The sequence below is a fragment of the Streptomyces sp. RKAG290 genome, from assembly GCF_023701695.1.
GTDB lineage: Bacteria > Actinomycetota > Actinomycetes > Streptomycetales > Streptomycetaceae > Streptomyces.
This window is the reverse complement of record NZ_JAJOZC010000001.1, coordinates 4,040,141-4,053,866: the sequence shown is the minus strand read 5'-3', so window position 1 is coordinate 4,053,866 and position 13,726 is coordinate 4,040,141. Positions and strand designations below refer to the sequence as shown.

The window sequence follows — 13,726 nt, the reverse complement described above, 5'->3', positions numbered from 1 at the left end:
GTGCTCGTAGCGCCATCCTCGCACCGGCCCGTCAGCTGGTGCGGCGGCGGAGGGTGGCGGCGCCGAGGGTGAGGACCAGCAGCGCGCAGCCCGCCACGATCGCGATGTCGCGGACGAAGTCGCCGGTGATCTCGGTGTGGTGGAGGACCTCGTTCATCCCGTCGACGGCGTACGACATGGGCAGGACGTTCGAGATCGCTTCGAGGACGGGCGCCATCTGGTCCCGGGCGATGAACAGTCCGCAGAGCAGGAGCTGCGGGAAGATCACGGCCGGCATGAACTGGACGGCCTGGAACTCGGATGCCGCGAAGGCCGAGACGAACAGGCCGAGGGCGGTGCCGAGCAGGGCGTCCAGCAGGGCGACGAGGAGCAGCAGCCACGGGGACCCGGTGACGTCCAGGCCGAGGGCCCAGACCGACAGGCCGGTGGCCAGGAGCGACTGGACGACCGCGACGGCGCCGAACGCGAGGGCGTAGCCGGCGATCAGGTCGCCCTTGCCGAGCGGCATGGCGAGGAGGCGTTCGAGGGTGCCCGAGGTGCGTTCGCGCAGGGTGGCGATCGAGGTCACCAGGAACATCGTGATCAGCGGGAAGATGCCGAGGAGCGAGGCGCCGATGGAGTCGAAGGTCCCGGGGCTGCCGTCGAAGACGTACCGCAGCAGCGTGATCATCACGACCGGGATCAGCAGGAGCAGCGCGATGGTGCGCGGGTCGTGGGCCAGCTGGCGCAGGACGCGGGCGGCGGTGGCGAGGGTGCGGGCGGCGCTCAGGGCGGAGGTGCGGGATTCGGCCGGTGCTGTCGGCGTTGTCGGTGCGTGGGTCGTGCTCATCGGGCGTTCTCCTGACGGGTGGCGGCCGCGTCGACCAGGTGGAGGAAGGCGTCTTCGACGGTGTCGGTGCGGGAAGCGGTGCGCAGGGCCTCGGGGGTGTCGTCGGCGAGGATCTCGCCCTCGCGCATCAGGAGCAGCCGGTGGCAGCGCTCGGCCTCGTCCATGACGTGGGAGGAGACGAGGAGGGTGGTGCCGCGTTCGGCGGCGAGGCTGTGGAAGAGGCTCCACAGGTCGCGTCGGAGTACCGGGTCCAGACCGACCGTGGGTTCGTCGAGAACGAGGAGTTCGGGGGTGCCGAGCAGTGCGACCGCGAGGGAGACCCGGGTGCGCTGGCCACCGGAGAGGGTGCCGGCGAGGGCGTCGGAGTGGCTGGTCAGGTCGACCTCGGTGACGGCGCGGGTGACGGCTTCGCGGCGGGCGTCCCGGTGCCGTCGGCCCGGCTGCAGGATCGCCGCGAAGTAGTCGAGGTTCTGCCGGACGGTGAGGTCGGTGTAGACGGACGGCGCCTGGGTGACGTACCCGATCCGTGGCCGGAGTGAGGGGTGGCCCGCGGGGCTGCCCAGGACGTCGAGGGTGCCGGTGACTTTGGCCTGGGTGCCCACGACGGAGCGCATCAGGGTGGACTTGCCGCAGCCGGAGGGCCCGAGGAGTCCGGTGATCCTGCCGGGTTCGACGGTGAAGTCGAGGCCTTTCAGGACGGTGCGGCTGCCCCGTACGACGGTGAGGCCGCGGGCCTCGATGGCGACGCCCGTAGAATTCATCATGTGATGAATTTTGCGCTCGGTGAGGTGCTGCCGTCAAGCCGTCCGGGCGTCGGCATGCGCCGGTTCAGCGGATGGCGACGGTGGCCACGCTCAGATCGACGACGTAGGTCTCCTCGACCGTGCCGTCCGGGAAGTGCGGTGCGAGGTGCTCGCGCTCCTCGGAGAGGAAGCGCCGGGCGGGCTCCTCGCCGAGGACCAGGAACGCGGAGTGACTGCCGAGGTTGGCGAGGTGGGTGGCCAGTGGGACCCGCCGGGTCCATGGCACGCGACGGTGCACGAAGTCGAGCTCGGGCGGCAGGTCGCGGGAGCGGACGGGTGAGCCGTGGGCGCCGGTGTGCGCGTCCGCTTCGGCCTCACCACGTGCCTGTGCGTCGAAGAAGCGGTGCAGGCGGGTGTCCTGCTCGGCGATCCACGGGACGGCGTGGTCGGCGACGTTCCACCACAGGGCGAGCGCGCCTCCCGGCCGCAGGACGCACAGGACCTCGGGGGCCGAGCGGGCGGGGTCCGTCCAGTGCCAGGACTGGGCGTACGTGATCAGGTCGGCCGAGGCCGCGGCGAAGGGGAGGCGGTTGCCGTCGCCCCTCACCAGCGGGGTGCCCGGCAGGGCGCGGCGGAGTTCCGCCGCCATGCCGGGGCCTGGTTCCACGGCGACGACCCGGGCGCCCCGGTCGTGCAGGAGGCGGGTCGAGATGCCGGTGCCCGCGCCGATGTCGAGGGTGCGGGAGCCTCGCAGGGGGCGGCCGGTGAGTTCCTCGACGGCGTCGAAGAGGGCGTCCGGGTAGTCGGGACGGGCCGTGGCGTACTGGGCGGCGGCGCGGTCGAACGACAGGGCGCGCGGGGGCTGCGGGGGCTGCGTAGGGGCCATGAGGCCATGGTGGCCTCGGCGGGGCCGCGCCGGTGAGGAGCCCGCCGGGGCGGCGGGGCCGTGTCGGCGGGGGCTGGCGGCGGGGCGGCTCACGGGGAGGGGCCGGTGTCGGGCGCGGCTCACAGGGAGGGGCCGGTGCCAGGTGCGGCTCACGCGGAGGGCCGGTGCCAGGCGCGGCTCACGCGAAGGGGCCGCTGCCAGGTGCGGCCGCCGACCGCCGGCGCCGGAGTCGGCCGCCCAGATGCGGCCGCCGGCGACGACAGGCCGCCGCCGACGCGGCTACCTGCGGCGGACCTTCTTGCCCTTGGCCGTCTTGCGGGCCGCCGGGTTTCCGGTCCTGGTCGAGCGGCGCTTCGCGTACCGGACCTGGGCCGCTTCGTACTCCGTGCGGCGCAGCTTCTCGCCCGGCGCCTCGATGAACGTACGGATGAAGTAGGCGATCAGCGAGCCGATGAAGCCGATGGTCTTCAGGCCGCGCAGATTGTCCTCGCGGCCCGGGTCGGCCGGGCGGCTGCTGAAGCCCTCCCACGTCTTGCGGAAGGCGATGGCGCTGCAGACGGCGAACATCAGGACCACCAGGATGCCGACGAAGCTGCCGACGTCGGCGATCTCCAGGCCCTCGTACGCGAACCGCAGCACGAAGCAGGAGGCGACCGCCGCGGCGAGCGAGCCGACGGCGGCTCCGGCACGGCGGAGCCCGTAGTTGCCGTCGTGGGCGACCCAGGTCGTGCCGAAGAAGCGGAGGGGCTCGGGCTGCGGACCCGGGGTGGTCGCGGTGGAGGCCGTCGCGGACTCGCCGGTACCGGGGGTCGCGCCGTCGGGGGTGTCGCTGTTCTCGCTCACGAGGTCGATTGTCCCAGGGCCGGCGAGAGCACCGGGCACGCCGGGCGGGGGCGCTGCGCCCGCCCATGACGGGCGCGGCGCCGTCGCACGTCAGTCGCCGTGATCCCCTGCGCGTGCGCAGGTGCCTACGGGACGTGCGGCCTCGTGGTTCCGGCCCCTCCGAGGAGGGGCCGGACACGTGATCGCTCAGCCGAGCTTGGAGACGTCGCGGACGGCGCCGCGGTCCGCGCTCGTCGCCATGGCCGCGTAGGCGCGCAGCGCCGCCGAGACCTTGCGCTCGCGGTTCTTCGGCGCGTACACGCCGTTCAGCGCCTCGCGGCGGGTGGCCAGCTCGGCGTCGGGGACCAGAAGCTCGATCGAGCGGTTCGGGATGTCGATCCGGATCCGGTCGCCGTCCTCGACGAGCGCGATCGTGCCGCCCGAAGCGGCCTCCGGCGAGGCGTGGCCGATGGACAGCCCCGAGGTGCCGCCGGAGAACCGGCCGTCGGTGACGAGTGCGCAGGTCTTGCCGAGGCCGCGGCCCTTGAGGAACGACGTCGGGTAGAGCATCTCCTGCATGCCGGGGCCGCCTCGCGGGCCCTCGTAACGGATGACGACGACGTCGCCGTGCTCGATCTCCTTACGGAGGATCTTGTCGACGGCGTCCTCCTGCGACTCGCAGACGACCGCCGGACCCTCGAAGGTCCAGATCGACTCGTCGACGCCGGCCGTCTTCACGACGCAGCCGTCCACGGCGAGGTTGCCCTTGAGGACGGCGAGGCCGCCGTCCTTGGAGTAGGCGTGCTCGACGTCGCGGATGCAGCCGCCCGCCGCGTCCAGGTCGAGGGTGTCCCAGCGCTCGGACTGCGAGAAGGCGGTCGCGGAGCGGACGCAGCCGGGGGCCGCGTGCCACATTTCGACGGCCTCCGGAGACGGCGAGCCGCCGCGGACGTCCCAGTTCTTGAGCCACTCGGCGAGCGTGTCCGAGTGCACCGAGTGGACGTCCTCGTTGAGCAGCCCGCCGCGGTGCAGCTCACCGAGGAGGGCGGGGATGCCGCCGGCCCGGTGCACGTCCTCCATGTAGTACGTGCCGCCGGGGGCCACGTTGGGCGCGACCTTGGAGAGGCACGGGACGCGGCGCGAGACCTCGTTGATGTCGTCCAGCCCGTACGGCAGCTCCGCTTCCTCGGCGGCGGCCAGCAGGTGCAGGATCGTGTTGGTCGAGCCGCCCATGGCGATGTCCAGCGCCATCGCGTTGTCGAACGCGGCGCGGGTGCCGATGGCGCGCGGCAGGACCGTCTCGTCGTCCTGCTCGTAGTAGCGCTTGGTGATCTCGACGACCGTGCGGCCTGCCTCCTCGTACAGCGCCTTGCGGGCGGTGTGCGTGGCGAGGACGGAGCCGTTGCCGGGGAGGGAGAGGCCGAGGACCTCGGTCAGGCAGTTCATCGAGTTGGCGGTGAACATGCCGGAACAGCTGCCGCAGGTCGGACAGGCGTTCTCCTCGATGCGGAGGATGTCCTCGTCCGAGATGCTCTCGTCGACCGCGTCGCTGATGGCGTTGACCAGGTCGAGCTTGCGGACCGTGCCGTCGACGAGGGTGGCCTTGCCGGCCTCCATCGGGCCGCCGGAGACGAAGACCGTGGGGATGTTGAGGCGCATCGCGGCCATCAGCATGCCCGGGGTGATCTTGTCGCAGTTCGAGATGCAGATCAGTGCGTCGGCGCAGTGCGCCTCGGCCATGTACTCGACGGAGTCGGCGATCAGGTCACGGGACGGGAGGCTGTAGAGCATCCCGGCGTGGCCCATGGCGATGCCGTCGTCGACCGCGATGGTGTTGAACTCGCGGGGCACCGCGCCCGCGGCCTTGATCGCGTCGGACACGATCCGGCCGACCGGGGCGAGGTGGGTGTGGCCGGGGACGAACTCGGTGAAGGAGTTGGCGACGGCGATGATCGGCTTGCCGATGTCCTCGCTCGCTACGCCCGAGGCCCGCATAAGGGCGCGGGCGCCCGCCATGTTGCGGCCGTGGGTGACAGTGCGGGACCTCAGCTGGGGCATCGTCTCTCGCTCCTTCGACAGAAAAGACTCGTTCCGAGCGTACGCCTCCCGTGCCAAGATCTGGACGGGGTGTCCGGAATGCGGGATGTGGTGCTCAGGGGCTGGGCGCCCGCGGGCTCGGCTTCCGGGCCCCGCTCCAGGGCCTCCGGAGGGGCCGGACTCCCCGGGGCTCAGGCCTCGGCCAGGTAGCGCTGCAGGGTGGGGGCCACCATGGCGATGATCTTTTCCGGGTCCGCCGATGCCAGCGGTTCCGCCCGGATCACGTACCGCAGCATCGCGATGCCCACCATGTGCGAGGCCGCCAGTTCCGCGCGGAAAGTGGCGTCGGGTACGTCGAGCTGGTCCGCGATCCGTCCCAGCAGGCGCCGCAGTACGAAGCCGCGCAGGACGTTCGCCGCCGCCTCGTGGGTCATGGCCGACCGCATGACCGCCAGCAGCGGGGCCCTGGACGCCGGGTTCTCCCAGACCGAGATGAAGTAGCGGGCCAGCCGCTCCCCCACGTCGTCCGCACCGCTGCCCAGGATGTCCGGGATCGCCAGGGCGGGCACGAACGAGACCTCGATCGCGGCGGCGAAGACCTCGTCCTTCGTACCGAAGTAGTGGTGGACCAGGGCCGCGTCCACCGCGGCCGCCTTCGCGATGCCGCGGATCGACGTCTTGTCGTAGCCGCGCGCCGCGAATTCGCTGCGGGCCGCCTCCAGGATGCGGGTACGGGCGTCGGGTCCGGCCGTCGCCGAGTCACGGGAGGGGCGGCCGCGGCGTCTGGGGCTCGGGGGTTCGGCGTCCGGGGTCATGAGCGCGGCACCCGCGCGGAGGACGACGCGAGGTGCAGCCTGGTGAAGGCGAGCGCCTCGGCCAGGTCCGCCTCGCGTTCGGCGGTGGACATCGCCCGGCGGGTGTTGACCTCGATGACGACGTGGCCTTCGAAGCCGGTACGGGCCAGCCGCTCCAGCAGCTCCGCGCAGGGCTGGTCGCCGCGGCCGGGCACCAGGTGCTCGTCCTTGCTGGAGCCCCTGCCGTCGGCGAGGTGGACGTGGGCCAGCCGGTCGCCCATCCGGTCGACCATGGCCATGCCGTCCGCGCGTGCGGTCGCGGTGTGCGAGAGGTCCACCGTGAAGTGCCGGTAGTCGTCGTTGGTGACGTCCCAGTCGGGGGCGTAGGCGAGCATCTCGCGGTCCCGGTAGCGCCACGGGTACATGTTCTCGACGGCGAACCGCACATCGGTCTCGTCCGCCATCCGCCAGAGCCCGGTGACGAAGTCGCGGGCGTACTGCCGCTGCCAGCGGAACGGCGGGTGGACCACGACGGTCGACGCCCCGAGCTTCTCCGCGGCGGCGCGTGCCCGCTGAAGCTTGACCCAGGGATCGGTGGACCAGACGCGCTGAGTGATCAGCAGGCAGGGGGCGTGAACGGCCAGTATCGGCACCTGGTGGTAGTCCGAGAGCCTGCGCAGGGCCTCGATGTCCTGGCTGACGGGGTCGGTCCAGACCATGACCTCGACGCCGTCGTAACCCAGGCGTGCGGCGATCTCGAAGGCCGTCGCCGTCGACTCCGGATAGACGGAGGCCGTCGACAGGGCGACCTTCGCATCCGGGATGCGCACCACTGGTTCTGCCACGGAGACAGCGTACGGGCAGCGATGGGGTGCGCCGGGAGAGCCCGGCGGAAAGTGAGAAGCGCCATGAGGATCACCGCGCCCGTGTGCGGTGACCCTCAGGCCAGGGCCGCCGGGTCCTGGGCCGGCAGGTGGTCGAGCCGGCGCAGGATGACGCCCTCGCGCAGCGCCCACGGACAGATCTCCAGGTCCTCGATGCCCAGGAGGTCCATGGCGCCCTCCGCCACCAGTGCCCCGGCCAGCAGCTGGGCGGCCCGTCCGTCGGAGACGCCGGGCAGGTTCCCGCGCTCCTCGGTCGTCATGACGGCCAGCTTCGGCACCCATTCCTCCAGTGCCTTGCGGCTGAGGGTCCGCTGCACGTACAGCCCCTCGGTGGAGCGTGCGGCGCCCGCGATCCTGGCGAGCTGCTTGAAGGTCTTGGAGGTGGCCACGACATGGTCGGGGCGGCCGAAGCGGGTGAACTCGCCGACGCTGCGGGCGATACTCGCCCGCACGTGCCGGCGCAACGCCTTCACCTGCGCCGGGTCCGGCGGGTCGCCCTGCAGCCAGCCGGCCGTGAGGCGTCCGGCCCCCAGCGGCAGCGAGACGGCGGCGTCCGGCTCCTCGTCGATACCGAACGCGATCTCCAGCGAGCCGCCGCCGATGTCCAGGACCAGCAGCTTGCCCGCCGACCAGCCGAACCAGCGGCGGGCGGCGAGGAAGGTGAGCCGGGCCTCCTCCGCGCCGCTGAGGACGGTGAGGTCGATGCCCGTCTCGTCCCGCACCCGGGCCAGCACCGTGTCGGCGTTGCTCGCTTCCCGTACCGCCGAGGTGGCGAACGCCAGCACGTCCTCGCAGCCCTTGTCCTCGGCGGCCTGGAGCGCTCCGGCGATCGTCGTCACCAGCCGGTCCACGCCGGGCGGGCCGATCGCCCCGTCCTCGTCGAGCAGCTCCGCCAGGCGCAGCTCCGCCTTGTGCGAGTGCGCGGGCAGCGGGCGGGCGCCGGGGTGCGCGTCCACCACGAGCAGATGAACCGTGTTCGACCCCACGTCGAGGACTCCGAGTCTCATACGCAGAACGCTACTGCGGCTGCCGACTTACTCTTGGCGCGTGCCAAAGACGAAAAAGGCGAAGCCGGGCAAAGTCACCGAGAAGCAGAAAACGAAGCAGGAGATGCAGCAGCCGGACACAAAGGGACCCAAGAGGTCCGACGAGACGGGGCTCGACTTCGCGCGGGCCTGGGTGGAATTCCCGGACCCCGCGGACGAGGAGCAGATCTTCCGCTGCGACCTGACCTGGCTGACCTCCAAGTGGAACTGCATCTTCGGCAGTGGCTGCCAGGGGATCCAGGCCGGACGCGCGGACGACGGGTGCTGCACGCTGGGCGCCCACTTCTCGGACGAGGACGACGAGAAGCGGGTGGCCGGTCACGTGGCCCGGCTGACGCCTGACCTGTGGCAGTTCCACGACGTGGGTACGGACTCGGGCTGGGTCCAGACCGACGACGACGGTGAGCGCCAGACGCGGCGCTGGGAGGGTTCGTGCATCTTCCAGAACCGCCCCGGCTTCGCGGCGGGCGCGGGCTGCTCGCTGCACATCCTGGCGCTGCGGGAGGGCAAGGAGCCCCTGGAGACCAAGCCGGACGTGTGCTGGCAGCTGCCGGTCCGGCGTACGTACGACTGGATCGACCGGCCCGACGACACCCGGGTGCTGCAGGTGACGATCGGTGAGTACGACCGCAGGGGCTGGGGTCCCGGCGGTCACGACCTGCACTGGTGGTGCACCTCGGCGACCTCCGCGCACGGGGCCGGGGACCCGGTGTACGTGTCCTACCGGCCCGAGCTCATCGAGCTGATGGGCAAGGAGGGGTACGACCGGCTGGTCGAGCTGTGCGAGGAGCGGCTCTCCTCGCTGCTGCCGATGGCGCCGCACCCGGCCGACCCGGCCTGAGGGCGCCCCCGCGATCCCTGGCTCCCGGCTCCGGGGGCCAGGCGTGGCCCCGTCCGTTCAGTTCGCGGGCGGCGGCGTGCTCGGGCCCTTTCCCGGGCCGGTCGGGGCCGACGGGTCCGGGGACGGCTCCGGGTCGCCCGTCGGCGGGCCGGAGTCCGTCGGGTCGGGGGTCGGGTCGGGCGTCGGGTCCGTGGGATCCGGTGAGGACGGCGGCGGGTCCGACGGGACGGGCGGGCGCGGATGCAGGGTGCGGCCCGGCCGCGTGGGGTGCGGCGTAGTGCCGGGCGGCGACACCCACCGCCCGTGGCCGTGGATCGCGACGACCGAGCCCGACGGGGCGACGGCTACCCGTGCGGTCCAGCGCCCGGCCGGTTCGCGGGCGTGGTCGACGAGGACGCGGATGGTGACCCTCGCGCCCGCGGCGAGCTTCCCGGACGAGCTGCTGAGGCGCATCCAGGACGCGGGCGTCCTGGCCGACCAGGTGACGGGCCCGGCCTTCGAGGCGGTCAGGGTGATCATCGTCGTGCCGCCCGACGAACGGGCCTCGACGGTGAGCCGGCCCGCGCCGTGGAGCGCCCCGTCCGGCCCCGGGTCGGTGCCCACGCTGATGACCTCGGCCGAGACGTCCGGCAGTCCGTCGCCGTCCGTGAAGCGGGGGCCTGCCTCGGGGCGGGCGTTGCCCGCGTTCTCGTAGTGGTCGTACGGGTCGCCGAGGCCCTGGCTGTCGTCCGTATCGGCCGCGGAGACCGAGGAGCCGTCGTGGCCCTCCCCGATGAGCGGTGCGCCCCGGTAGGCGGACCACAGGGCGATCACCGGGGCGGCGACGACCGTGGCGACGACCGTCGTGGTCATCACCCGGGACCGCAGCCGGTCCCGGCGCGCGGCATGGTCCTTCGGGTCCATCGGGAAGCCCGCCCGGTCGAACCGCGGAGTGGCGGACCGATTCTTCTGATGCTTCTGGGCGTGGATCATGGCCACATAGGCGGACGGCCGTGGCGCCTCGACGACCGCCAGCGCCGCGGCCGGGGTGAGGGCTCCGCCCGGCCAGGGCCCTTGCGCGTCGGCCCGTTCGGCGGCGCGGCGACAGCTCGGGCAGTCGTCCACATGCCGTACGAGTTCGCGGCGCAGGGTGGCGGAGAGCAGCACCCGGCGATCGCCGGTGAGCCTGCCGACCGTGGGGCAGTTGCCCGACTCGACGACGGCGAGGGCGGCCCTGGTCCGCTCGACCTCGCAGGCCGCCGCGGCCAGGAGCTCCCTGGCAGCCGCGGCCTCCAGGCCGAGGACGGCGGCGACCGCGACCGGGGTGAGCCGGTGCCGTACCGCCAGCTCCAGCGCTTCTCGCTGTTCGGGGGTGGTGCCCGCGGCCTCGGGCCAGGCCAGCTGGGCCAGCTCGCGGCGGTGCGCCTCGGCCGCCACGGGGGTCTGCGGGGCGACGGCGGCGGCCGGCTTGACGGAGCGGGAGGCGGGGGGCGTGGTCTTCGGTGCGTGGGCGGAAGCGGCGGGCGGGGGCGTGCGCCGTCCTGCGCGCGCCCCTTGCACCGCCTGGCCGCGGCGGCTCTCCTTCTCCGACTGCCTGCGCGCCCGTGCTCCGTCGTGCTGGCGGTGGGCCTGGCGGCCCTGCCTCTGCTCGGTGAGCCTGCGCAGGCACGTCCACCTGGCCAGGGCGTACAGCCAGGTTTTACGTTCCTCCTCGTCCGCGGGACACCGGCCGCCCTGGCGTTCCGCGAGTGCCAGCACACCGCCGAGCGCGTCGGTGGCGGCATCGTGGTCGCAGAGCACGGAGAGGCAGTAGGTGAACAGGCCGTCGAGATGCGGCTCGTAACGGGCGGGCGGCTGCTTCGGCGAGGAGTGGGGCGCACGGCGCTGCGCCCGGTGTGCGCCGGGGGTGTTCGTGGGGGTCTCCAGCCTGCTGGTCGTCACCTTGCGACCGTAGGCAGGGCGGGGCATACGCCTGGCGCCCCTTGCGTAGATTTAACCCTTACGGGTGAACGTATCGCTTAAAAGCGGACAGGAATCCCCTGTTCCGTTGCAGGGAGGGGCGCGCGCTCCCCCGCGGCCGCACCGCGCCGGGCCGCACTGTCCGAGCTCACCTATACGGTGGCGCCATGGCTGCCCGTACGAAATCCGCGAAGGACCGGCCGTCCTACCGCTGCACGGAATGCGGCTGGACGACCGCCAAGTGGCTCGGCCGCTGCTTCGAGTGCCAGGCGTGGGGGACGGTCGAGGAGTTCGGCGGCGCCCCCGCTGTCCGCACCACCGCGGCCGGCCGCGTCTCCACCGCCGCGCTCCCCATCGGGCAGGTCGACAGCCGGCAGGCCACCGCCCGCTCGACCGGCGTCGGCGAGCTCGACCGGGTGCTGGGCGGCGGACTGGTGCCGGGCGCCGTCGTGCTGCTGGCGGGCGAGCCGGGCGTGGGGAAGTCCACCCTGCTGCTGGACGTCGCGGCGAAGGCGGCGAGCGACGAGCACCGCACGCTCTATGTGACCGCCGAGGAGTCCGCCAGCCAGGTCAGGATGCGTGCCGACCGGATCCGGGCGATCAACGACCATCTCTACCTGGCCGCCGAGACCGACCTGTCCGCGGTCCTCGGCCACCTGGACGCGGTCAAGCCGTCCCTGCTCGTCCTGGACTCCGTGCAGACCGTGGCCTCGCCCGAGATCGAGGGCGCGCCCGGCGGTATGGCGCAGGTCCGCGAGGTCGCCGGGGCGCTCATCCGCGCCTCCAAGGAGCGCGGCATGTCGACCATGCTCGTCGGCCACGTCACCAAGGACGGGGCGATCGCCGGCCCTCGGCTGCTGGAACACCTCGTGGACGTGGTGCTGTCCTTCGAGGGCGACCGCCATGCCCGGCTCCGGCTCGTACGCGGTGTGAAGAACCGCTACGGCGCGACCGACGAGGTCGGCTGCTTCGAGCTGCACGACGAGGGCATCACCGGCCTCGCCGACCCGTCCGGCCTCTTCCTCACCCGCCGTGACGAACCCGTGCCCGGCACCTGCCTGACCGTCACCCTGGAGGGCAAGAGGCCGCTGGTCGCCGAGGTCCAGGCGCTCACGGTCGACTCCCAGATCCCCTCGCCCCGGCGCACCACCTCGGGGCTGGAGACGTCCCGGGTGTCGATGATGCTGGCCGTGCTGGAGCAGCGCGGCCGGATCAGCTCGCTGGGCAAGCGGGACATCTACAGCGCCACGGTCGGCGGCGTGAAGCTCACCGAGCCCGCCGCGGACCTCGCGATCGCGCTGGCGCTGGCCAGTGCGGCGAGTGACACACCGCTGCCCAAGAATCTTGTGGCGATCGGCGAGGTGGGGCTGGCGGGCGAGGTCAGAAGGGTCACCGGGGTGCAGCGCAGACTCGCGGAGGCACACCGGCTGGGCTTCACGCACGCACTGGTTCCGAGCGACCCGGGGAAGGTCCCGGCCGGTATGAAGGTCACGGAAGTCGCCAACATGGGCGACGCGCTGAGAGTGCTCCCGCGCCGGTCTCGTGCACAGGCCCCACAGGAGGACGACGCACGCCGGTAGACTTTGCCCTGGTCTCGCCCGTCCGTACGAACGGTATGAGGGACGTGGGTCCTTCGTTCAGATCCGGCCTGATCCAAACGAGAGGCCCTAAGGGCACCGCAAACGTGTGACCGGAGGAGTGCAGTGGCAGCCAGCGACCGGGCAGCATCGCCCGGAAAGTCCGGCCAAGGCACCGGTAACGAGGCGCTGATGCGCGCCTCGTTGACCGCCGTCGCGCCCGGAATGGCCCTGCGGGACGGCCTGGAGCGCATTCTCCGTGGCAACACCGGCGGGCTGATCGTGCTCGGCATGGACAAGACCGTCGAGTCGATGTGCACCGGCGGCTTCGTGCTGGACGTGGAATTCACCGCGACCCGGCTGCGAGAGCTGGCCAAGCTCGACGGGGCTCTGATCCTCGACAAGGACATGACCAAGATTCTGCGGGCCGGTGTGCAGCTGGTCCCGGACGCCTCCATCCCCACGGAGGAGACGGGCACCCGCCACCGCACGGCGGACCGGGTGTCCCGTCAGTGCAATTTCCCGGTCGTCTCCGTCTCGCAGTCGATGCACCTCATCGCGCTGTACGTGCACGGGCAGCGCCGGGTGCTGGAGGAGTCCGCCGCGATCCTCTCCCGCGCCAACCAGGCGCTCGCCACGCTGGAGCGGTACAAGCTCCGGCTCGACGAGGTCGCGGGCACGCTCTCCGCGCTGGAGATCGAGGACCTGGTGACGGTCCGGGACGTGACCGCGGTCGCGCAGCGGCTGGAGATGGTCCGCCGGATCGCGACCGAGATCGCCGAGTACGTGGTGGAGCTGGGTACCGACGGCCGCCTCCTCTCGCTGCAGCTCGACGAGTTGATCGCCGGCGTGGAGCCGGAGCGCGAGCTGGTCGTGCGCGACTACGTTCCGGAGCCGACCGCCAAGCGGTCGCGCACGGTGGCGGAGGCGCTCACCGAACTGGACGCGCTGTCCCACACCGAACTGCTCGAACTGCCCGTCGTGGCAAGGGCGCTGGGCTACAGCGGCTCCCCGGAGACGCTGGATTCGGCGGTCTCGCCGCGCGGCTTCCGGCTGCTGGCGAAGGTGCCGCGGCTGCCCGGGGCGATCATCGACCGGCTCGTGGAGCACTTCGGCGGTCTGCAGAAGCTGCTCGCGGCGAGCGTGGACGATCTCCAGACGGTGGACGGGGTCGGCGAGGCGCGGGCGCGGAGCGTGCGCGAGGGCCTGTCGCGGCTGGCCGAGTCGTCGATTCTCGAACGGTACGTGTAGCGCCCGGCGCCACGGCGTACGTGGTGCGGTGCCGGGGCCCGGTGGATCACACCGGGCCCCGGCCCGCGTCCGGGGCCC

General features: G+C 72.5%; 12 protein-coding genes. 3 read left to right on the top strand and 9 right to left on the bottom strand.

Annotation, left to right across the window (positions count from 1 at the left end):
* Window positions 1-31: 31 nt before the first annotated feature.
* The 8 genes from LNW71_RS17760 to LNW71_RS17725 form a co-directional block, all read right to left on the bottom strand.
* Window positions 32-829 carry an ABC transporter permease gene (locus tag LNW71_RS17760; protein ID WP_250969134.1) on the bottom strand — a complete coding sequence of 266 codons (798 nt, stop codon included), beginning with the start codon at window positions 827-829 and terminating at the stop codon, window positions 32-34.
* The gene (locus LNW71_RS17755; RefSeq protein ID WP_250969133.1) at window positions 826-1,593 is read right to left on the bottom strand and encodes an ABC transporter ATP-binding protein; all 768 of its coding nucleotides are present in this window, start codon (window positions 1,591-1,593) and stop codon (window positions 826-828) included. The genes LNW71_RS17760 and LNW71_RS17755 overlap by 4 nt, the downstream gene beginning before the upstream one ends.
* A 64-nt stretch (window positions 1,594-1,657) precedes the next feature.
* Window positions 1,658-2,458, bottom strand: a complete 801-nt coding sequence (locus LNW71_RS17750) for a class I SAM-dependent methyltransferase (RefSeq protein WP_250969132.1) — start codon at window positions 2,456-2,458, stop codon at window positions 1,658-1,660.
* Between the two features lie 279 nt (window positions 2,459-2,737).
* Entirely contained in the window at window positions 2,738-3,301 is a 564-nt protein-coding gene (locus LNW71_RS17745) for a hypothetical protein (RefSeq protein WP_250969131.1), read from the bottom strand.
* A gap of 186 nt (window positions 3,302-3,487) precedes the next feature.
* The gene (ilvD, locus tag LNW71_RS17740; RefSeq protein WP_250969130.1) at window positions 3,488-5,338 is read right to left on the bottom strand and encodes a dihydroxy-acid dehydratase; all 1,851 of its coding nucleotides are present in this window, start codon (window positions 5,336-5,338) and stop codon (window positions 3,488-3,490) included.
* 170 nt (window positions 5,339-5,508) lie between these two features.
* Complete coding sequence (locus LNW71_RS17735; RefSeq protein ID WP_250969129.1) at window positions 5,509-6,132, bottom strand: TetR family transcriptional regulator; 624 nt, start codon at window positions 6,130-6,132, stop codon at window positions 5,509-5,511.
* Complete coding sequence (locus LNW71_RS17730) at window positions 6,129-6,956, bottom strand: sugar phosphate isomerase/epimerase (RefSeq protein ID WP_250969128.1); 828 nt, start codon at window positions 6,954-6,956, stop codon at window positions 6,129-6,131. Before LNW71_RS17730 ends, LNW71_RS17735 begins: the two co-directional genes overlap by 4 nt.
* A gap of 95 nt (window positions 6,957-7,051) precedes the next feature.
* Window positions 7,052-8,002, bottom strand: a complete 951-nt coding sequence (locus LNW71_RS17725; protein WP_250969127.1) for a Ppx/GppA phosphatase family protein — start codon at window positions 8,000-8,002, stop codon at window positions 7,052-7,054.
* 40 nt (window positions 8,003-8,042) lie between these two features.
* Here LNW71_RS17725 and LNW71_RS17720 point away from each other — a divergent pair, with 40 nt between their 5' ends.
* On the top strand, window positions 8,043-8,882 hold the full coding sequence (locus tag LNW71_RS17720) for a hypothetical protein (protein ID WP_250969126.1): 840 nt from the start codon (window positions 8,043-8,045) through the stop codon (window positions 8,880-8,882).
* A gap of 57 nt (window positions 8,883-8,939) precedes the next feature.
* Here LNW71_RS17720 and LNW71_RS17715 read toward each other — a convergent pair whose 3' ends face one another.
* Window positions 8,940-10,802 (bottom strand): hypothetical protein, encoded by a 1,863-nt coding sequence (locus LNW71_RS17715; RefSeq protein WP_250969125.1) that lies wholly within the window; start codon window positions 10,800-10,802, stop codon window positions 8,940-8,942.
* A gap of 185 nt (window positions 10,803-10,987) precedes the next feature.
* Here LNW71_RS17715 and radA point away from each other — a divergent pair, with 185 nt between their 5' ends.
* Both radA and disA read left to right on the top strand, forming a co-directional pair.
* On the top strand, window positions 10,988-12,400 hold the full coding sequence (gene radA, locus LNW71_RS17710; RefSeq protein ID WP_250969124.1) for a DNA repair protein RadA: 1,413 nt from the start codon (window positions 10,988-10,990) through the stop codon (window positions 12,398-12,400).
* Window positions 12,401-12,523: 123 nt separating this feature from the next.
* Window positions 12,524-13,648, top strand: a complete 1,125-nt coding sequence (gene disA / locus LNW71_RS17705; RefSeq protein WP_123460030.1) for a DNA integrity scanning diadenylate cyclase DisA — start codon at window positions 12,524-12,526, stop codon at window positions 13,646-13,648.
* Window positions 13,649-13,726: the final 78 nt, after the last annotated feature.

What these genes read in the sequence shown, in the direction of transcription:
- LNW71_RS17760 (WP_250969134.1), bottom strand. Translation starts at nt 829, where the DNA reads ATGAGCACGACCCACGCACCGACAACGCCGACAGCACCGGCCGAATCC.
- LNW71_RS17755 (WP_250969133.1), bottom strand. Translation starts at nt 1,593, where the DNA reads ATGATGAATTCTACGGGCGTCGCCATCGAGGCCCGCGGCCTCACCGTC.
- LNW71_RS17750 (WP_250969132.1), bottom strand. Translation starts at nt 2,458, where the DNA reads ATGGCCCCTACGCAGCCCCCGCAGCCCCCGCGCGCCCTGTCGTTCGAC.
- ilvD (WP_250969130.1), bottom strand. Translation starts at nt 5,338, where the DNA reads ATGCCCCAGCTGAGGTCCCGCACTGTCACCCACGGCCGCAACATGGCG.
- LNW71_RS17735 (WP_250969129.1), bottom strand. Translation starts at nt 6,132, where the DNA reads ATGACCCCGGACGCCGAACCCCCGAGCCCCAGACGCCGCGGCCGCCCC.
- LNW71_RS17725 (WP_250969127.1), bottom strand. Translation starts at nt 8,002, where the DNA reads ATGAGACTCGGAGTCCTCGACGTGGGGTCGAACACGGTTCATCTGCTC.
- radA (WP_250969124.1), top strand. Translation starts at nt 10,988, where the DNA reads ATGGCTGCCCGTACGAAATCCGCGAAGGACCGGCCGTCCTACCGCTGC.